General features: G+C 67.1%; 15 protein-coding genes. 6 read left to right on the top strand and 9 right to left on the bottom strand.

What is annotated here, in order from left to right:
* Positions 1–215: 215 nt before the first annotated feature.
* The gene (locus tag ACILR9_RS32370; RefSeq protein WP_395714112.1) at positions 216–1361 is read right to left on the bottom strand and encodes an MFS transporter; all 1146 of its coding nucleotides are present in this window, start codon (positions 1359–1361) and stop codon (positions 216–218) included.
* Here ACILR9_RS32370 and ACILR9_RS32375 point away from each other — a divergent pair.
* A complete protein-coding gene (locus ACILR9_RS32375) occupies positions 1360–1548 on the top strand; it encodes a hypothetical protein (RefSeq protein ID WP_395714113.1) in 189 nt (62 codons plus the stop codon). The two genes, ACILR9_RS32370 and ACILR9_RS32375, sit on opposite strands and share 2 nt — an antisense overlap.
* A 251-nt stretch (positions 1549–1799) precedes the next feature.
* On the opposite strand, the gene ACILR9_RS32380 is transcribed toward ACILR9_RS32375, so the two are convergent.
* The 6 genes from ACILR9_RS32380 to ACILR9_RS32405 all read right to left on the bottom strand — a co-directional run bounded on the left by ACILR9_RS32380 (position 1800) and on the right by ACILR9_RS32405 (position 8050).
* On the bottom strand, positions 1800–2975 hold the full coding sequence (locus ACILR9_RS32380; protein WP_395714114.1) for an LLM class flavin-dependent oxidoreductase: 1176 nt from the start codon (positions 2973–2975) through the stop codon (positions 1800–1802).
* Between the two features lie 34 nt (positions 2976–3009).
* On the bottom strand, positions 3010–3777 hold the full coding sequence (locus tag ACILR9_RS32385; protein ID WP_395714115.1) for an alpha/beta fold hydrolase: 768 nt from the start codon (positions 3775–3777) through the stop codon (positions 3010–3012).
* Between the two features lie 159 nt (positions 3778–3936).
* A complete protein-coding gene (locus ACILR9_RS32390) occupies positions 3937–4818 on the bottom strand; it encodes an oxaloacetate decarboxylase (protein ID WP_395714116.1) in 882 nt (293 codons plus the stop codon).
* A 16-nt stretch (positions 4819–4834) separates the two neighbouring features.
* On the bottom strand, positions 4835–5800 hold the full coding sequence (locus ACILR9_RS32395) for an oxaloacetate decarboxylase (protein ID WP_395714117.1): 966 nt from the start codon (positions 5798–5800) through the stop codon (positions 4835–4837).
* Between the two features lie 53 nt (positions 5801–5853).
* Positions 5854–6987: an amidohydrolase family protein gene (locus tag ACILR9_RS32400; RefSeq protein WP_395714118.1), complete on the bottom strand. Its 1134-nt coding sequence runs from the start codon at positions 6985–6987 to the stop codon at positions 5854–5856.
* A gap of 73 nt (positions 6988–7060) precedes the next feature.
* On the bottom strand, positions 7061–8050 hold the full coding sequence (locus tag ACILR9_RS32405) for a Bug family tripartite tricarboxylate transporter substrate binding protein (RefSeq protein WP_395714119.1): 990 nt from the start codon (positions 8048–8050) through the stop codon (positions 7061–7063).
* 81 nt (positions 8051–8131) lie between these two features.
* On the opposite strand from ACILR9_RS32405, the gene ACILR9_RS32410 reads away from it, so the two are divergent.
* From ACILR9_RS32410 to ACILR9_RS32430, 5 genes are all read left to right on the top strand, one after another.
* Entirely contained in the window at positions 8132–8926 is a 795-nt protein-coding gene (locus tag ACILR9_RS32410; RefSeq protein WP_395714120.1) for a GntR family transcriptional regulator, read from the top strand.
* Positions 8927–9113: 187 nt separating this feature from the next.
* Positions 9114–9902: a hypothetical protein gene (locus ACILR9_RS32415; protein WP_395714121.1), complete on the top strand. Its 789-nt coding sequence runs from the start codon at positions 9114–9116 to the stop codon at positions 9900–9902.
* A gap of 63 nt (positions 9903–9965) precedes the next feature.
* The gene (locus tag ACILR9_RS32420) at positions 9966–13061 is read left to right on the top strand and encodes a tetratricopeptide repeat protein (protein WP_395714122.1); all 3096 of its coding nucleotides are present in this window, start codon (positions 9966–9968) and stop codon (positions 13059–13061) included.
* Positions 13062–13294: 233 nt separating this feature from the next.
* On the top strand, positions 13295–13978 hold the full coding sequence (locus tag ACILR9_RS32425; RefSeq protein ID WP_395714123.1) for a hypothetical protein: 684 nt from the start codon (positions 13295–13297) through the stop codon (positions 13976–13978).
* A complete protein-coding gene (locus ACILR9_RS32430; RefSeq protein ID WP_395714124.1) occupies positions 13975–16701 on the top strand; it encodes a methyltransferase domain-containing protein in 2727 nt (908 codons plus the stop codon). Before ACILR9_RS32425 ends, ACILR9_RS32430 begins: the two co-directional genes overlap by 4 nt.
* Before the next feature lie 16 nt (positions 16702–16717).
* Here ACILR9_RS32430 and ACILR9_RS32435 read toward each other — a convergent pair whose 3' ends face one another.
* Together ACILR9_RS32435 and ACILR9_RS32440 are read right to left on the bottom strand one after the other, a co-directional pair.
* On the bottom strand, positions 16718–18664 hold the full coding sequence (locus ACILR9_RS32435) for a hypothetical protein (RefSeq protein WP_395714125.1): 1947 nt from the start codon (positions 18662–18664) through the stop codon (positions 16718–16720).
* Entirely contained in the window at positions 18588–18779 is a 192-nt protein-coding gene (locus ACILR9_RS32440) for a hypothetical protein (protein ID WP_395714126.1), read from the bottom strand. The genes ACILR9_RS32435 and ACILR9_RS32440 overlap by 77 nt, the downstream gene beginning before the upstream one ends.
* Positions 18780–18783 lie beyond the last annotated feature (4 nt).

The raw sequence follows: 18783 nt of genomic DNA on the forward strand, positions 1-18783 counted from the left end.
CGCGAGAAGGTCGCTGGTGCCGAATTCACTGCACTGCATGAACCCTGGCCTCCAAAGCGCCAGATTATAGCACGGTTGCACACAACTGTTCGGCACTTTCAAGATCAAGGGCATGCCCTTGTCAAGGACAGCGGATCACGGCGCGACGTTCGCTCGTGGCGCTCGTCAAGGGGGTGTCGGGGCGCGTCCGCGATTCAATGCTGCTCCGCGCCGGCTCAGCCGGCTGCAGGCGCGGGCCGCGCGCCCGACCACCAGCGACCGGCACCGCCGAACAGGATCTGCACCATCCCCGCCACGACGCCGATCATCACGCCGATCCGCCAGGCTAGGTCGTAGTTGCCGAACGTGTCGAAGATCATGCCGCCGCCCCAGGCGCCGATCACCGAGCCCATCTGGTGGATGACGAACGACACGCCCAGCAGGGTGGCCATGTTGCGCGTGCCGAACAGGTCGGCAACGTAGCCCGAGACCAGCGGGATGACGCCCAGCCACAGCATGCCCATCGCGGCAGCGAAGAGAATAGTCGTGGCCGGCGTCGGCGGGAACATGAAGTACAGCGCCACCACGAGCGCGCGGGCGAGATAGGTGATGCCGAGCAGCACGTTCTTGGCGTGATACTGGCCGAGCCAGCCGGCCAGCAGGCAGCCGGCGATGTTGATGCCGCCGATGATCGCCAGCGCCGTGGCGCCCAGCATCGGGTCCTGGCCGCACAGCGCCAAGTAGTTTGGCAGGTGCGTGTTGATGAAGATCAACTGCAGCCCGCAGACGAAATGCGTGGCGCACAATACCAGAAAGCGGCGGTTGCGCAGGGCTTCTCCGATCACGCTGCCGACCCGGGCGCGCAGTGCGGCCGGCTGGGGCAGGCGGTCGACCCGCCCCGTGATCATCGCCGCCGGCACCATCGCTGTGGCCAGCACGATGAACAGCACGCCGCCCCAGCGCCAGTCCCATCCACCCAGCAGCGCCTGCAGGACAGGCGCGATCACGAGCGTGCCGACCGACGAGAAGGCGCCGACGATGCCCAGGACCACGCTGCGCCGCTCCGGCGAGGCGGCACGCGCGGTCGCGGTCATCGCCAGCGACGATCCGGTGCAGGCGATGCCGATGCCGATCATTGCCTGCGCCAGGATCAGCATCCACAGGCCGGCGGTGGCGGTCATTATTGCCATGGCGGCGATATACGCCATGGCGCCCAGCACCATGACCGGACGCAACCCCCAACGATCGGCGACTGCCCCGAGGGGCGCCTGCACCAGGCCCCAGACGATATTCTGGATCGCGATCGCGAAGGTGAAATCCGACGCTGTCATGGCAAGCGACTGCGTCATCTGCGGCAGGAACAGCCCCAGGCACTGACGCATGCCCATCGCCAAGCTCATCATCACCGACGCCGCGATCAGGATCGGCATTGTGTTCGCGCGAGTCGCGGCGATCATGTCTGGTGCGTTTCCTTTCCTGCGTCAACCTGCCCGGATTATGGGCAAGGTCAAGTGTCGCGCGCGCACGGCACCGTCCTGCGTGCAGCAGGCAGCCTGCTTGGCGAAATAGCGTGCGCTTCGCTGGTCGGTCAGGAACAACTACCGAGTTCCTGGTCGCGAACCATGCGTAGGAAAGGGGGCGCCGGACAGGGCGTCTGACGCGCGCCTTTCATTCTCCTCCTATGAAAATCGGGGCGGGCACCGCCCCGATTTTCTCAGCATCGTGGTGCGCGCCGGCGTGCTGGGGGTCTCCCCAGCGCAGCCGGGGAGGAGAATGAAAGGCGTACCCATATTCGATCGCCCTGCTCAGGCCCGGGAACGTCAGCCGAACTCGGCGAGGCGCGGCAGGACCTCCTTGCTGAACAGGGTCAGGTTGTCGACCGTGTCCTCGTGGGTTATGTGGCCGCCCTGGCCCATCATGAGCAGGTGGCCGAAGCCGCCGACATGGCCGTGAAACGCCTTGATCTGCTCGAACACCATGTCGGGCGTGCCGGCGAAGCAGATGCCGGCGTCGATGAACTCGTCGACGGTTGCCGCCGTTGCATCGACCTGCCGGCCATTGCGCAGCGGGATGGTGCGCATGGTGACGCCGCTGCCGTAGCCGGGCCATTTCAGGGCCTGCGCCGTTGCAGCAGGCGACTGATAACCGGGCGGGAAGGCGAACTGGGCGCCCACGCGCAGGGCCGTGCGGCTGTAGTCGAGGATCTGATTGGCGCGCTTGTAGCCTTCCTCCCTGGTGTGTCCGACGCCCACCATCGCCATGTAGGCGAAGCGATCCGGCGTCGCCGCACGGCCCCGGCTCGCCGCACCCTTGCGATAGGCGGCATAGATTCCCGGCGTGCGGACATAGCCGGTGTTGAGCGAGCCGATGACGTAGCCGCGCTCGCCGCCGACCTGCGCGGACTCCGGGCTGTTCACGGTGAGCCAGACCGGGGGATGGGGTTGCTGGTAGGGCCGCGGCCAGACATTGACCTGGCGGTAGTGGTAATAGCGCCCCTCCCAGTTGAACGGGCCGTCATGCGTGGTCATCGCCTTCAGGATGAGGTCGTGCGCCTCCCAGAAGCGCGCCATCAGGTCGGCCGGGTTGCTGTTGGCCGGGGTCACCTCGAACGGCGCCCCTTTGACGAAGCCCATCTCGACGCGGCCGCGCGAGATCACGTCCAGCATCGAGTACTCCTCGGCGACGCGTACCGCATCGAAGCGGTTGCCGATCGGCATGCCGAGGCACAGCAGGCGCGCCTTCCTGGTCTCGCGCGCCAGGATCGCCATCGGAATGGTGCAGACCGAATCGATGCAGGTCGCCGTCGCGTGGTGCTCGTTGACCATGATGTTGAGCCCGAGCTCGTCGCACAGGACCCATTCGTCGAGATAGCGATGGTACAGGTCGGCGGCGACCTCGGGCTCGCACAGCCGGTTGGGGACGACGTTGCGCAACTGGGGGCCGAGTTCCTTCCACGCCGGGTGGTAGGCGAGCTCGCTGAAATGCCAGACTTTCATTGTCATCGTTCCTGCCCTGCCTGGGAGCTCGCGATCACTTGGCGACGAAGGTGTCGATTGCCCTTGCGACAGCATCGGGCTGCTCGATCTCAGGGTAGTGTCCGGCGCCCGCAACGAGCGTGAATACCGCCGCGGGCAACGCCGAGGCGAGCAATCGCCCGTAGTCGGGCTTGGCGAATCCGTCCGCCTCACCCCACACGACCAGGCTCGGCAGATCGACGCGATGCAGCCATCGCCGCAGGCCGGGATTGTGGAGGTACGGCCGCCAGCCGTAATGGGCCAGCATCTGACGCTCGCGCGCCAGCGTTTCCAGCTGCGCGGCGGACATGCCGGCATAGGCCGGCGCGTGCTTTACCGGATCGGCGAACAGGAGCGGAAAGGCCTGGATGTCGGGCAGATAGAAGAGGTCGGCGAAGTCACGCTCTTCCCGGCCGGAGAACTTCACGCCCACCGAGGAGACGAGAACCAGCTTGGATATCCGCGCGTGATTGCGCACGCACATCTCGAGCGCAATCCATCCGCCGAGCGACGCGCCGACGACAACGACACGGTCGAGCTTCAGCTTGTCGAGGAGATCGAGATAGAGATAGGCGAGGTCGTCGACCGATCGGATGTCGGCCGGGACCGGCGTCGTCCCGTAGCCTGGGTGGCGCGGCGCGATCACCGTCCATTTCTTCACCAGGGCCTCGCGATACGGGCTCGCCTGCTCGACATATTGCTCGGCATGCAGGTAGAGGAGCGGCGGGCCGGAGCCTGCGATGTGAACGTCGACAGAGACGCCCCCGACATCGAGCGTTTTCATTTCAGTCGACCTCTCCTGTTCGTGACTGTGGCGGAGCAAATCTGGCTCCGCCGCAATGCCGTTCATGCTTTTCGCCTGGACCGCTTGCGTCTCGTCCGCTCGGACTCATGAGCGGGCCAGACGCAAGCGGTCCAGGCATGAACGCCGTGGGTGGTGCGTCTACTCCGCCGCCTTGGCCGTCGGCTCGCGGAAGGCGGTGCGCAGGGGATCCCAGTCGTTGGCGCCGACCCGCGCGAAGGCCTGCTGCACGGTCATGGGACGGCCGGGCACGGGATGGCGGTGCTCCTTCTTGAGGGCGGCCAGCGCGTCGTCGCACGCCGACATCACGGTCTTGAACAGCAAGCCGGGGACGATCGCGAGGCGATAGCCCATCTTCTGCACGTCGCGCAGGTCGACCTCCGGCGTCTTGCCGCCGTAGACGACGTTGAGCAGGCAGGGCCCATGCACCAGCTTCGGCACGTTGGCCACCTCTTCCATCGTCTGCGGCGCCTCGACGAACGCCATGTCGGCGCCGGCTGCCAGCGCCAGGTTGGCCCGCGCGATCGCTTCGTCGAAGCCCAGCCGGGCCCGCGCGTCGGTGCGCGCGATGATGGTGAAGTCGGGATTGGTGCGGGCCGAGGCGGCCGCGCGGATCTTGGCCAGCCAGTCCTCGCGCGGCACGATCTCCTTGTCGTCGAGATGGCCGCAGCGCTTGGGGAAGCCCTGGTCCTCGAGGTGCAGGGCGGCCACGCCGCGCCGCTCGTACTCGCGCACGGTGCGCACGACGTTGAGCTCGTTGCCGTATCCGGTGTCGGCGTCGGCGATCACCGGAAGCTTGACCGCCCGGGCGATGCGCTCGGCGTTCTCCGCCATCTCGCTCATGGTGACGAGGCCATAGTCGGGGAAGCCTATGGTCGCGGCGGTGCCGGCGCCGGTCATGTAGATCGCCGGGAAGCCGGCCTGCTCGATCAGGCGGGCGGTGATGCCGTCGTAGGCGCCCGGGGCGATCACCATGTCGCCGCCGGCGAATTGCGCGCGCAGGCGCGTGGCGTTGCTGGTCATGAGATTCTCCTCGTTATCACTCGGCCGCGCGGCGCGGCATGTGGCCGAGCGTACCTTCGTACTTGCGCGCCGTCTCGGGCGGCAGGAACGCCTCCTCGAGCGCGCGGATGCGGTCGAAACCGGCGAACTCGTGGGTGTTGCCGAGCGGGTGGTCGGCTAGCTTCTTGTTGAACTCCGCCTCGGCGATCGGTCCCTTGTCGCGGATCGCGACCGCCAGGTCGTACATGGCGATGATCGAGGCGCGCATGGTGACGCCGGGCAGGATGGTGACGGCGATGCCGAGGCTCGCCATCTGCTCGCGCGTCATGCGCGGCGAGATCCCGGTCATGTTGTAGAACACCGGGCCCTTGACCTCCCTGCAGACGCGCTCGATCTCGGCCATGTCCTTGGGCCCCTCGACGAAGGCCAGGTCGGCGCCGGCCTCGAGCAAGGCGTTGGCCCGCCAGATCGCCTCGTCGAGCGAGCCGCCATGGGCGCCGCGGCTGTCGGTGCGGGCGATCAGCACGAACTCCGGATCGAGCGCCTGGCGGGTCGCATGGGCGGCGCGCATCTTGCCCACCGCCTCGGCGCGGTCGACGACCTCGCGGCCGGCGACATGGCCGCAGCGCTTGGGCGCCACCTGGTCCTCGAGGTGCATGCCGCCCAAACCGCTGCGGATGTACTCCTCGACGGTGCGCACGACATTGATGGCGTTGCCGAAGCCGGTGTCGGCGTCGGCGATCACCGGTACCTTGACGGCGGCGGCGATGAGGCGGGCATTCATCGCCGTCTCGGTCAGGGTCGACAGGCCGGCGTCGGGCAGGCCGAGCAGGGCCAGCGACGAGCCGTAGCCCGACATGTAGACCGCCGGGAACCCGGCCTCCTCGAGCACGCGCGCCGACAGCGCGTTGTAGCAGCCGGGAACGATCAGCGGCGCCTGCTCGCGCATGAGACGGCGCAGCGTGGTGCCGGGACGCTCCGGGATGGCCTGACCAAGACGCATGACAGATGCCTTTCTCGTTGCCGCGGCGGCCCGGGCGGGCACGCCGCGGACGCCTATTGCAGGCGATAGAGCCTGGCGGCGTTGTCGCACACCACCTTGCGGCGCACCGCGTCGGGCAGGTGGCCGAGCTCGCGCTTCAGGTAGTCGCGCGAATCGGGCCAGATGCCGTCGGGATGCGGGTAGTCGGAGCCCCACATGACGTTGTCCTCGCCCAGCTCCTTCAGGAGCTTGATGCCGACGACATCGGTCTGGTAGGTCGCGTAGCACTGGCGATACCAGTACTCGCTGGGCTTCATCTTCAGGATGTCCTTGAACTGGTCCTCCCATTCGAGGTCCATATGGTCGAGCACGTAGGGGATCCATCCCAGGCCGGCCTCGCCGATCACCACCTTGAGGTTGGGATAGCGTTCGAGCGCGCCCGAGAACATGAGCTGGATCAGCATGTAGCTCATGTGCATCTGGAAGCCGGTGATGTGGGTGGCGAAGGCGCGGCGCGCCATCAGCTTGCTCATCTTGCTGTAGTCGGGCGAGCGTCCGCCGATCGTGTGGAAGTGCACGGGGATGCCGGTCTCGTGCGCGACCTGCCACAGCGGCTCGTAGAAATCGTCGTACAGCGGGATCATGTCCGGACGGTTGGCGACGTCGACGCCGCGCACGCCACGCGATGCCGCCCGCTTGACCTCCTTCACGGCCGCCGTCATGTCGTGGCTCGGCACGTTGGCGAGGCCGATCAGGCGGTCGGGATGCTTGCTGCAGAAATCGTGCAGCCAGTCATTGTAGATGCCCAGCATCTCGCAGGCCGCCTCGCCGTCGTTCAGGCGCCCGCTCGAGCCCAGGATGCCGTACAGGACCTCGGCCTGAACGCCGTCGAGATCCTGGTCCTTGAGGCGCAGATCGGGCTCGGTCAGGCGCCGCACGCCCTTCTTGCCGTCCTCGTACAGGCCGGTCGAGGCCATGCGGTCGGAGCGGTGGATCTCGCCGGGAACGTACTTGCGGCCGGCCGAGCCCATGCCGTTCACCAGGCCGAACTGCGCGCCGTTGCGGCTGACCCAGCGCGGACCGTCCGGTCCCTGCTCGACATAGGGCATGCGGTCCTTGAACTTGGCCGAGGCGTTGGCGGTGAACAGATCCGGCGGCAGCCAGATCAGGTCGACATGGCCGTCGGCCGAGATGACATCGTACTTCATGGCTCTCTCCATCTCGCGTGTGAATGCCCAAGCTCTTCGGTAGTGCTCGATCGCTGGATTGCCGGCGGCGTCCCTATTCGGCTTTCATGCCGAGGCGGCGGATGGTCTCGCCGGATTCCCGGAGGTCGCGCTGGAAGCGCTCCGAGAATGCCTCCGGCGTGTCGCCGCCCGGCAAGGCGCCCATTTCCGCGAGCTTTGCCTTGATCTCGGGCGTGGCGAGCGCGCGGGCGATATCGGACTGGATGGCCTTGACCACGGCGGGCGGCGTGCCGGCGGGCGCGAACAGACCATACCAGGAATTCTCCTCGAGGCCGTCGAAGCCCTGCTCCTTGAAAGTCTTGAGCTCGGGCATGATGGCGACGCGCTGGGTGCCCATGATGCCGAGCGCCTTGAGCCGGCCGCTCTGCAGCAGCGACAGGCCTGAGGTGACGCTCGAGATGCCGAGATCGACGCGGCCCTCGGAGACGTCGAGCACGAAGGACGCCGCACCCTTGTAGGGCACGTTGAGCAGCTTGATGCCGGCGACATCGAAGATGCGCTCGGCGGTGAGCCGGCTGCCGGGGTCGGGGCTGGCGAAGCTGCGCTTGTCGGGCCCTTCCTTGCGCACCAGCGTCTGGAATTCCCGGAGGTCGTTGGCTGGCAGCGACGGCGTGGCGATCAGCGTCGACACCGGATAGGCGACGGCGGTGACCGGCGCGAAGGCGGTCGCCGTATCGTAGGGCAGGTTCATGAGATGGGCGTTGATGGCGATGCCGGATACCGCGAGCACCATGGTACGTCCGTCGGGTGCGGCGCGCGCGACCAGCGTCGCGCCGACCGAGCCGTTGCCGCCGGTCTTGTTGTCGACGATCACGCTCTGGCCCCACATTCCTTGCAGCGCCTTGGCGATCAGGCGGCCGACGGCGTCGGTGCCGCCGCCCGGACTGTAGGGCACGATGATCGTCACCGGTCCGGCCGGCTGGAATTCGGGCTTGACGTTGGCTCCGCCCGGGCCTTGGGCCAGGGCTCCCTGGCCACCGAGGCAAGCGACGAGCAGCCCGACGAGAACCATGACCAGCTTCAACGTTTCCCCTCCTTCTTGGTATATAGTGATTACAATATGCCAACCCGACCGGACACAAGAGGCAGCAGGGAGCTCGTTCCTATGCGCAGAATGCAAGGCTCGGTGAAGCTCAGGCCCAACGGCACGCTGCTGCACCGCCAGCTGTTCGTTGTCCTTAAGGAGCAGATCGTGTCGGGTCGCTACCATTCCGGCGACCGACTGCCGACGCAGGACGAGCTCTGCCGCCAGTTCTCGATCTCGCGCATCACCGTGCGGCGGGCGCTGACCGACCTGCAGGAGGAAGGGCTGATCCGCAACGCGCAGGGCGTCGGCGCCTTCGTCACCGCCGACATCGACAAGATCAAGCGCGGTCCTGACTTCAGCTTCATCGGCGACATGCGCCGCACGCTGAAGGAGACGACGATGCAGATCCTCCAGCTGCAGGTCCAGCGCTGCCCGGCGGCGATCGCCCGGCCGCTGCGGCTGGCGGCCGGCGACGAGGCGCTGCATCTCGTGCGCACGCGATCGAAGGATGGCAAGCCGGTCGCGCTGATCGACGGGTGGATTCCGCCGCGCTTCGCGGCGGTGGTGACGGCGAAGGCGCTGCAGAAGAAGTCGCTGCACGAGCTGATCGCCGGCAGTTTCGATCAGCTCGGTCGGGTCGCCCAGGAGGTCAATGCGGCCCTGGCCGATCCCATCGTGGCGCAGGGCCTGCAGGTCGAGGTGAACTCGGCCGTGCTGCGCATCACCCGCCTGGTCCATCATCGCGACGGCGCGCCGGTCCACTACGTCACGCTCTGGACGGCGCCGCAGCGCACCCGCCTGGTCATGGAGATCGAGGCCGAGGACATCGGCGGCTACAATGTCGGCCGCCTGCTGCATGACGTGCGAGGGTGATGGCGCGGCGAGAGTCCCGTCAAGAACAGCGCCTGCGGAACCTCGGCGCGCATCCCGATGAGCGCGCCGATCACCAGGATGTCGAGCCCGATATCCAGATAGGTCGAAAAACGGCCACGATACGCGTGGGCTGGCGTGAAGGCTCGCCAGAGGAAGGACATGATCAGGTAAGCGTGTTGCGAACGTGATGGCGACGAGCGATCCCACCGGGACGATTGGCGAGCGCATGGCGGCTCTCTGGCGGTTGCCGAGATGGTACCGGCGACGCAAGGAGATCCGGCAGAACCTGGAAGCGCTGATGAGCACCGTCGACGGCGCCCGGCTCGACGCCTTGCGCGGCCAGTATGCCGACCGCATGCGAAGAGCCAGCGCCGATTCGCGCTACAAGTATCTCGACGTCGGGTTCTACACCTTGCAGAAGCTGCTGCTTGCCTACGATCTCGGCCTGCACGAGGGGCCGCCGCGGCGTGTGCTGGATATCGGCACCGGTGCCGGCCACTTTCCTTTCGTCTGCCGCTTCTTCGGCCACGATACCGTCGGCATCGATATCGACAACGCCCTGTATGACGGCATTGCAAGCTGCCTCGGAGTCGAGCGCACGATCATCCGCGTCGAGCCGTGCATCCCGCTTCAGGATCTGGACGGCAGGTTCGACCTCGTCACCGCCTGCAACGTCACGTTCAATGACAAGCGCACGCCACGCGGCCCGCGCCTCTACTGGTCGGTGGCGGAGTGGCAATTCTTCCTCGACGACGTCGTTTCCCGCCATCTCCAGCGTCCCGGCACGCTTTTCATCGCGCTCACCAAGGAACGACAGGGCCGCGTGATGGGCGTCGATCGCCTCGGTTACAATCGCCAGGTGCTGGCGATGGCCAATCGCAGCGGGGCGATCGTCAACCGCCGGCTCGGTACCATCAAGCTGTCTCTGGACGGACCCGGCTCTCCTTTGTTTCAAACGCCGGAAAGCGCTTCCTAATATGCAGAAAGGGGAGCGGGGACATTCTTGCGTTGGCCGCCCCGCATGGTGAGAATGCCCGCGATGATGCTCTTCCGCGAGGTCCTCGATGTCCTGGCGTGGCGAGTCGTGGTCGCCGAGCGCCATGCACGGGCGGGTCGAACCGATGCCGCCGAGAGCACCTACCGAAAGATCCTGACCCGGCAACCGCAGCGTCCGGCGGCGCTCGCAGGGCTTGGCCGGCTGCTGCTGCGTGAGCGCCGCTTCGAGGAAGCCGTCGACGTCTGGCAACGCGCTGCCGCGGTCGACCCGCAGTTGAGCGGACCTCAGTTCCAGCTCGCCCGCGCCCTGCATCGCAGCGGCAGGCTCGAGGCCGCTGCGAGTCAATATCTTCACGTGCTCGCCCTCGACCCGATGCATCAGAAGGCGTTCGAGGCGCTCGAGCAGCTCAGCAGCAGGCTGGCGCGGACAGGCGGCGCCGGCATGGCCGCAATCGATGCCGCCGTCGCGCTCGCCCAGCAGATGCTCGCCCAGGAACCCGGCTCGAAGCGCATCCGCGGCAATGCGCTCGTCCTGCTGGCAAGCGCGCACGCGCGGACCGACCCGGACGCTGCGGTGCAGGACTGGGAGCGGCTGGCGGCCGAGGATCCGCGTGCCATCGACCCGCACCTCCAGATCGCCCGCATCCGCAAGCGCCAGCAGCGGAACGACGAGGCATGCCGCTCTTTTCAGGCGGTGCTCGATCGTGAGCCGGACCATGCCGAGGCGCTGGCGGGCTACGGACAGGCTCTGGCCGAATCCGATCCGACCGCTGCGATGCGCCACTTCCAACGGTGGGCCGAGCGCCGGCCGCGCGATGTGGCCCCGCGCCTGGAGCTTGCGTCGCGCTATCAGAAGGCGCGGGACTGGGCGCGCGCCGAGGCGACCTGGCGGGAAATCCTCGACCGGCTCCCGGACGATCGCAGGGCGCTGCTGCGGCTGGCGCAGATCCTCTCGCGTGATCCCGCCCGGCTGCCGTTGGCGCTCGATCTCTGGCACCGGGTCGCCGAGCGCGATCCCAACGCTCCCATGCCGTTCGTCCAGCGTGCCCAGCTGCTCGAGCGCGCCCATCGATCCGGCGAGGCGGAGGCCGAGTACTGTGTCGCGCTCGCGCGCGCGCCCGGCGACGAGGCGGCGCTGATCGGGCTGGCGCGGCTGCTGGCCAAGCAGGAACGCTGGCACGATGCCGTCCCCCTGTTCGAGGCGGCGAGCCGGGTCAATGCGGGCCGTACCGATGTCCTGCTCGGCCTCGGCCGCTGCCTGGAGCGGCTCGATCGCACGCCGGACGCCCTGGCAGCCTACGAAAAAGTCCTGGCGATCGACCCGGCCGACGCCAATGCGCTGCTCTATCGCGGGCGCCTGCTGCGCCAGCTCGGCCGGACCGCGGAGGCGATCGAGGCGTGGCGCGCGGTCTCGGAGCGCTCGCCGCAGAATGCCGATGCCTGGTACGAGCTGGTCTTCATGCTGGCCGGCGCCGAGCGCGATGGCGAAGCGCTGGCCGCCCTCGATGCCGCCGAAGCGGCATTGCCGGCGTCGCCGGCATCGTGGGCGCGGCTCGGGCTCGCCGCGCAGGCCGGGCAGTTCCACGACCGGGCGATCGGTCATTTCGAGCGCGCCGTCGCGGCCGAGCCGCACGAGGCGGGACACCACGCGCGGCTGGGGCAGTACTACTACCGGCAGGGCATCGTCGATGGCGCGTTCCACCATCTGCTGGCCAGCCGGGAGCTGAAGCCGGACGACGTCGCGGTGACCCGGCAGCTCGTCGACACGGTGCACCTGCTCGACGCCATCGGCATCGATCATATCGGCCTGCATGCGGCGCCGCCGCGCTGCGGCGAGATTCTCGCGCCGGAGCGGTTGTTCCGCCGCGTTCGCGAGATCGCCGACACGGAGATCACGCCCTGCGAGCCCGTGTCGCGCCGGATCATTGCCGTCACCGCATCGCTCGCCGCCGGCGGTGCCGAACGCCAGCTCGTCACCCTGCTGCACGGGCTGAGCGATCCCGCCTTCGAGCTCGACCTGTCGCTTTTCTGCATCTCGCTGGCGCGGCGCAGTCAGCGCGACTTCTTCCTGCCGATGCTGGCCGGCACGCCGGTCGAGATCGTGAGGCCGGTCGACGATGCAATCGACGTCTGCCTCGGCCGGCCGGAGGTGGCTCGTCATGGCCGCCTGATTCGTGCCTTTCCGCCGGAGATGGCCGGGCCGATCGCTTTCTGGCTGGCGGAGTTCTGGCGCCGCCGGCCGCAAATCGTGCATGCTTGGCAGGATGGCACCAGCCTGAGCGCCGCGGTCGCCGCCCTGCTGGCCGGCGTGCCGCGCATCGTGCTCTCGGCGCGCAGCGTGCGTCCCGACAACCCGCGCCGCCGCCTCAAGCGTTTCATGCGCGAGGCCTACCAGGCGGTGCTCGGTCATCCGTCGGTCGTGCTGACCAACAACAGCCGGGCCGGCGCCGACGATTATGCCGCCTGGCTGGGCATCGATCCCGCGACCATCGAGGTGATCTACAACGGCATCGATCTCGAGCGGCTGACGCAGGGCGTCGACCCGACTCGCGCGCGCGCCCTGCGCCAATCGCTGGGCATCGCGCGGGACGCACCCGTGGTCGGCAGTGCCTTCCGCATGAGCGAGGAGAAGCGGCCTCTCCTGTGGGTCGATGCCGCCGCCGCGGTCGCGCGGCGAGCCCCGGGGGCGCATTTCATCGTCTTCGGTGACGGACCGATGCGCGCCGACATGGCCGAGCGCGCGCAGCGGCTCGGCATCGGCGACCGGCTGCATCTGCCCGGACAGGAGGGCAACATGAGCTCCTGCTACAAGGCGATGGACGTCGTGATGCTGACGTCGCGGCACGAGGGCCTGCCGAACGTGCTGCTCGAGGCGCAGTCGCTCGGCGTGCCGGTGGTGGCGCCCGATGTCGGCGGGATCGGCGAGACGGTGGTGCCTGGCGTCACCGGATGGGCCGTTCGTGACGCCGACGCGCCGGCCCTGGCCGACCGTGTCCTCCACTGCCTGAGCGACAAGGCGTGGGCGGCGCGGGCGCAGGCCGAAGGGCCGGGCTTCGTGCAGCGCCGCTTCGGCATGACGACGATGTTGCAGCGGACGCTCGAGGTCTACGGGCTGGCAAGTCCATGCAGCGCGCGGTAGCACACTGGATGCCGGACGCCATTCCGGCGATGCCCCATGATTCGGCCATCGGCCCGTCACGAGACAGGTGCCCCGGAATAGCTGTCATCCCGAGCGTGGCGAGGGACCTTTGCTGCTCGCCTCGAAGATCCCTCGCTGCCGCTCGGGATGACAGGGGTGTCGTCACGACTGGAGCATCTGTTTCGTTGCAGGTTCTAGGACTGTCGGTTCATCCTGCACTCTGGAGCTGATCGATGCAGCGTCAGGCCGGTTCTGGTGATTTGACTTTCCTCGATGGCTACCTGTTCCGGGTCATGGTCCAGATCCTGAAGTCGGAAGGCGTGGATGAGTCGGGCCTGTACAACTACTATCGCGCGAGAGTGGAGGAGGTGGGCTTCGCGCTCAGCCACTACGACCGGATGCTGGTGGACTATGTGCAGGCACACTTCGATCGGGAGAGCCGGCGTATCGTGCATGCCGGAACCGGCCTCGGCACCTTGCCGTCCGCCCTGGCGGTCACGGGTTACACGGTAGCCGCCCTCGAGCAGGATGCCGGACGGATTCGAGCAGCTGGGCAGGTCCACGCTGCCTTGGCCGAAGCCTGGCCGGCCGCCGCCGAACGCTACCAGCTGATCGGCGACGCGTTTCCGACGGCGCTCGACGGCACGCCCTGGTTGGCGCCGGCGACGGTGCTGATCTTCACGAACTGCGTCACGACCTGGCCGGACGCGCAGCGTGCCCGGATCATGGCGTCGCTGAAGACCTGCGGCGACGTCATCCTCGACACCAGGCTGTTCGGCGAGATGAGGGATACGCCGGAAGAGCGCCAGGCCTTCGTCGGCCAGCTCGAAGCGCAGGGATTTACCGCGACTCCGATCGCCGAAAGTCCGCCGGATGCGTTCTACCATCACCTCAAGCCGGCGCACGCCGTGCCATGACTATCGACACGCTGGCCGATCTGCTGAAGAGCCGCGGGGCCACGGCGGTCAGCTACTTTCACACCGACCATTTCGAGCCGTGGTCGACCAGCATCGATGAAACCAGCGCCCGCGCCGTCGAACGCATGGCCGCGATGGCGCGGCGCTCACCCTATGCCCGGCGCCTCAGCCTGTTCTACAGCGTCTTCATTCCGTACCGCCCCACCTCCGAAGGCCCGCCCGGCCCGGACGATTCGATGGTGCCGGGCGACGGCGTCGTGTTCTGCGGCAGGTCGGCGCGACAGGAGGAGCTGGCGCGCGAGGTGATCCGCCCGCTTCTTCTGGCCGACCGTCACGAGATGCATCTGCACGTCCATCACGAATACTGGACGCGCAACAGCTCGCGCTTCGACAGCGCGACATCGCGCTGGGTCAACGCCTGCAGCACGCCTCACGCCGACGACAGCCGGCTCGACCTGCATTTCGACTTGGCCGGGCAGGCGATCGCACGCGAGATCGGCGCGCCGTTCGAGCGCTGGGCTTTCATCCACGGCAACTGGGCGCTCAATGCCTCCGATCCGCAGATCTGCCAGGTGGGCGGCGAGATGGCGATGATCATGCGCCATGGCGGCTTCGGCGACTTCTCCTTCCCGGCCGGGCGCAGCTATTGCGATCCCGAATTGAAGAGGCCGTTCACCTGCCTGCCCCTCGACCTGCCGCGCGCCTACGACGATCGGCGCGCCGACCCACGGCCTGTCGACAGGGACACGGCGGCCCTGGCCCCGGAGCGGTTCTTCATCTGGAACGCTCCGATCAGGTCGGTCGATTCGTCGCTCGACTATTATTCGGCGACCAACCGCGCCCTGTTCAAGGCTCCCGAGCGCGTGGTCGCGACGTGGATCGCCAAGTCGGTCTGCCTTGGAGAAAGGCTCTACATCAAGACCCACGCCCATTCGATGAAGGCGGACTACCGGCTGGCCGAAGCCGATTCATACATTCCCCATTGCCATCCCGACATCGTCGCCATCTTCGACTGCCTTGCACGGGTGTGCGATCGGGCGGGCGTCGAGCTTCAGTTTCATACGGTGAACGACGTGATGGAGATTCTTGGTGCGCTCGACGGCGGGCGCGAAGCGCCGGTGTTGGAAAGGACCGCGAGACCGGTCGAGGCGGCGGGAGACGTCGTCATGCCGGCGACGGGTGCTGCGCCGCTGGAAGCGCCTCTTCCACCGGTGGCAATCAACGCCATGGTCCATGAGCTTGCCACGTTGCATCGCACCTGGAAGGCCGGCGAGGGCGCCCGATTCGGCGTCGACCAGCTCTACGAGGCCAAGCTCGAGGCCCGCACGCCCCTCGAAGGCTATGAAGTTGCGATCGCGACGGAGATTGGCGAACGCTTTCCGGCCATTTCGACGCGTGTGATCGAGATCGGCTCGGGCTGGGGTGGACTTTCCATCCTGCTGGCGCGCATGGGTTTCGAGGTCTATGCCTTCGAAGGTAACGCTGCGCGCCATGCCGCGGCACAGTGGCATTTCGATGAGCAGATCCGGCGCCACCCGGCCTTGCGCGGCAGGCTGCTGCTGGCGCCGGAGGGCATGTTCCCGCAAGTCTTTTTCCGGACCGCGCTCGCCAAGGACAAGATCAATCTCGGTGTCGCCACCAATATCACGAGCACCTACAGCAGCGACAACCAGGATGCGATCGTCGAAGCCGCGACCCAGTTCGACGAGATGATCCTCGACCTCGGCCGCTTTGGACGGACGCGGGACAGCCAGGCCGAGCGCGCTCAGCTGCGGGCAACACTGGCGACGGACGCCTTCCGGCCGGTCGAGCGGCTGTATTTCCAGCCACCCTACGAATACTGGCGCCTGCGCAGCCGCATGACGAAGCTGACGGCGCGTCGCGCGACGACCGAGACTTCGATCCTGCCGACGGGCTCGCTGTTCTCCGTGTTCGGCGACAGGCGTCTGCCCGACTGCCCGGTCTGCCGCTCCGTCGACATCGTACCGTTGTGGCGCATGCCGATGACGGACCTCGAGGAGCCGCTGACGGTATTCGGGGGCTATTTCACCCAAATCCCGACCTTGCAGGTGCCGGGGATCCTGTTCTGCTTCGATTTCTGCGAATCCTGCGAAAGCATCTTTCTCAACCCGGTGCCGAGCCGGCAGAAGGACGGCTATCGCACGACCGATCACTACATCCGCAAGATGCGAAGCGCGGCGGAATGGAAGGGTTACGGAGAGGTCTACCGCAAGTTCGCGCGCTGGATCCCCGAGGACGGGACGGTCATGATCGATGCCGCCTGCGGCATCGGCCAGTACCTGCACGTTGCACGCGAGCGCGGCAAGAATAGATGGCAGAGGCTGATCGGGCTCGAACTGTCCGAAAAATACGTCGAGCACATGAACAAGGAGGGCCTCGAGGCCCATGTCTTCGACATCGACGCCGATGAACTCGGCGGCATCGTCGCCGCTGGCAGCGTCGATTTCGTCAGCTTTTGCGAGGCGTTCGAGCATGTCGAACGGCCGATCGACGGATTGCGAAAGCTGCTGGCCGCGTTGAGGCCCGGCGGCCGGCTCTTCTTCACCGCCCAGCGCTACGGCCGCGACGTCAAGGCCGCGGTGCGCCCCGGCGAGCCGATCTACATCGGCCAGAAGGTCATCGACGAGCTGCCGCGGCTCGGTTGCCGGATCGTCGACATGACGACCAGCGACACGCGCTACTTCGTCGTGCTGGAGAAGTAGGGCCGTTCGACCGAAATCAGCCGGGAACCAGAAGACGGTCGAACTTCAACCAATGCATCGATCTGGCGTCGGGTCGCGGCTCCCAGACGAAGCGGCCGCTCCTTGGCGCATCGTTACCCGGACTGTTCGAGATCTCGACGCGCGCAATCCGCAGGTCTCCCTCCAGAAAGCGACGGTGCAGGTCATCCCAATCCGGCACTCCGACAGCGATGTCGCCCAGCAGCAGAAGCGGCAACTCGAAATGGTAGTGAAAGGAATCGACATCGCTGCCACCCCACAGCTTGCAGGCTTGCCTGGTGCGACGCGGTTCGATGTAGTCGGCCTCGACCGTCAGGTTGAACAGGCCCCCTCGTTTGGGTCGACGAGTGTCGCGCTCTATCCAGACATCGACATTCGTGAAGAACACGGGTTGCCTTGCCACCGCCGGTCGAAGCTCGGACATCACCTGGTCGAACTGCGCGAGGTACGCCCGCGCCGCATTGGCCGTGTAGTGCACCACCTGCCAAAGCCTCGATAGCTGGGGATCGAAGATGCCGGTTCTGACCCTGTCGGGAAGCAGCGCCGCCAGCCGCCCTGCATCGTGGGCAAGGTCGCGACGCAGTTGCCGGCATTGGCGCATGACCGGCATCGACGCTTCCGGCTCATCGGGCGGGGAAGAAGCACCTGCCATGGCGATTAGGCGCGCCTTCAGGTCCGCCGGGAGCGCCTGAAGCCGTCCGTCCTCGTTGTAGTAGCCTGCCGAGTCAATCAGGCTCCAGAGTTCGGCGATCGTGCCGCTGTCCTGGAAGTGCTCGAGGGTGAATGCCAGCTCGTCGAGGTTGCGCATCGAGGCGAACGCCCGCTCCAGGATGACCTGCAGCTCGTCGCGCCGCCGGTCGAACAGGTACGCCTGCGCCTTGGTCGCCCGATCGGCGCGCCATTTGCCGTAGCGGTCCTCGATGGCTCCTCGCGCGGCCGCCAGATTGCCTGGCGAAGGCATCCCCGGCTTCCACCATTGGCGAAGGTCGTGATAAGGCCGCCACCATTTGCGTCGGGCAACGACCTCCTTGGCGTCCAGGACCAGCAGCGCCCAATGAAAGACGTCGTCCGGCGACCAGCCGTCTCGCACTGCCTGATCGCAGACCTCGACCAGACGCTCGCTCAGCGCGCCGTGGGCTGGCGCTGGGACCCAGCGAGCGCGCAGCTCGTCGACCAGGCGGCGCGCCGCCGCTTCATGGCAGTTGCCGGAGGGATGACCGTCGAACGGCGAAGCGACCAACTCGGACACCGATCTTCCGCTGTCCCTCTTGAGGAAGCGCAGCAGGTCGACGAAGGGCAGGCCGATCGTCTCGCACTCCTGCGCAAGCGCCTCGACGATCGGCGCATCGCCGTCCCAGAGCGTATAGAAATCAAGGATGACGCAATGGCCGCGTTGTGCCGCCGATTGCGCTATGGCGCCGAGCGTCCGGCGCACGACCGGAGCGAGCGCACCGTCCTTGAACCACGTCTCGAGAGCCTTGCCATCGTAGCGAACGGTGTTGCCTTCGAAGATCTGGGCGTCGTTCTGGCAGAGGCTGAAGATTGCCGCGTCGTAGCGAACAGTTTCCTGCAGGCGGGCGAAGGGCACCCAGGAATGCCAGAGGTTCCCCGAGCTTTGGCCGAGGTTGTCAACCCACACGAGATGATCCGGATAGGCCATGTTGGCAAGTCGAGCGACGTGCATCGCCAGAGTCTCGTCCGGCGCCACGCCTTGCCCGTAAGTGATCGAATCGCCGATGCAACACAGGCGCTGGACTGAGCCGGGGAGCGGGAGGTGGGAGCCGAGATCGCGCGTTTCTGCGAGAGCAGCCATTACGAGGGCCTTCCTCCTGGCGGCGATGCCGCCGCACGCACCTTGGGACGACAGGTCAGTGTGGATAGGTGTATCTCGGGATCGATTCCACGCGTTGCTCCGGCGGAGGCACTGCCGCCGCCTCTTTGCCAAGAAGATCGATGATCTCGGCCAGCCATTCGATGGCCGCGACCGCCCGGGCATCCCGTTGGTGACGGGCGAGCTGCTCGCGGATGATTTCGATCGGATAAGTCCGTTCTTCGCTCACGCAG

The organism is Reyranella sp. (genome assembly GCF_044224635.1).
In the GTDB taxonomy this organism is placed as follows: Bacteria; Pseudomonadota; Alphaproteobacteria; order Reyranellales; family Reyranellaceae; genus Reyranella.

Excerpts from the sequence above, each read along its gene's own strand:
- ACILR9_RS32390 (WP_395714116.1), bottom strand. The coding sequence starts at position 4,818 with ATGACCAGCAACGCCACGCGCCTGCGCGCGCAATTCGCCGGCGGCGAC.
- ACILR9_RS32430 (WP_395714124.1), top strand. The coding sequence starts at position 13,975 with ATGACTATCGACACGCTGGCCGATCTGCTGAAGAGCCGCGGGGCCACG.
- ACILR9_RS32425 (WP_395714123.1), top strand. The coding sequence starts at position 13,295 with ATGCAGCGTCAGGCCGGTTCTGGTGATTTGACTTTCCTCGATGGCTAC.
- ACILR9_RS32370 (WP_395714112.1), bottom strand. The coding sequence starts at position 1,361 with ATGCGTCAGTGCCTGGGGCTGTTCCTGCCGCAGATGACGCAGTCGCTT.
- ACILR9_RS32410 (WP_395714120.1), top strand. The coding sequence starts at position 8,132 with ATGCGCAGAATGCAAGGCTCGGTGAAGCTCAGGCCCAACGGCACGCTG.
- ACILR9_RS32420 (WP_395714122.1), top strand. The coding sequence starts at position 9,966 with ATGATGCTCTTCCGCGAGGTCCTCGATGTCCTGGCGTGGCGAGTCGTG.
- ACILR9_RS32380 (WP_395714114.1), bottom strand. The coding sequence starts at position 2,975 with ATGAAAGTCTGGCATTTCAGCGAGCTCGCCTACCACCCGGCGTGGAAG.
- ACILR9_RS32400 (WP_395714118.1), bottom strand. The coding sequence starts at position 6,987 with ATGAAGTACGATGTCATCTCGGCCGACGGCCATGTCGACCTGATCTGG.
- ACILR9_RS32415 (WP_395714121.1), top strand. The coding sequence starts at position 9,114 with ATGGCGACGAGCGATCCCACCGGGACGATTGGCGAGCGCATGGCGGCT.
- ACILR9_RS32385 (WP_395714115.1), bottom strand. The coding sequence starts at position 3,777 with ATGAAAACGCTCGATGTCGGGGGCGTCTCTGTCGACGTTCACATCGCA.
- ACILR9_RS32375 (WP_395714113.1), top strand. The coding sequence starts at position 1,360 with ATGCCCATCGCCAAGCTCATCATCACCGACGCCGCGATCAGGATCGGC.
- ACILR9_RS32395 (WP_395714117.1), bottom strand. The coding sequence starts at position 5,800 with ATGCGTCTTGGTCAGGCCATCCCGGAGCGTCCCGGCACCACGCTGCGC.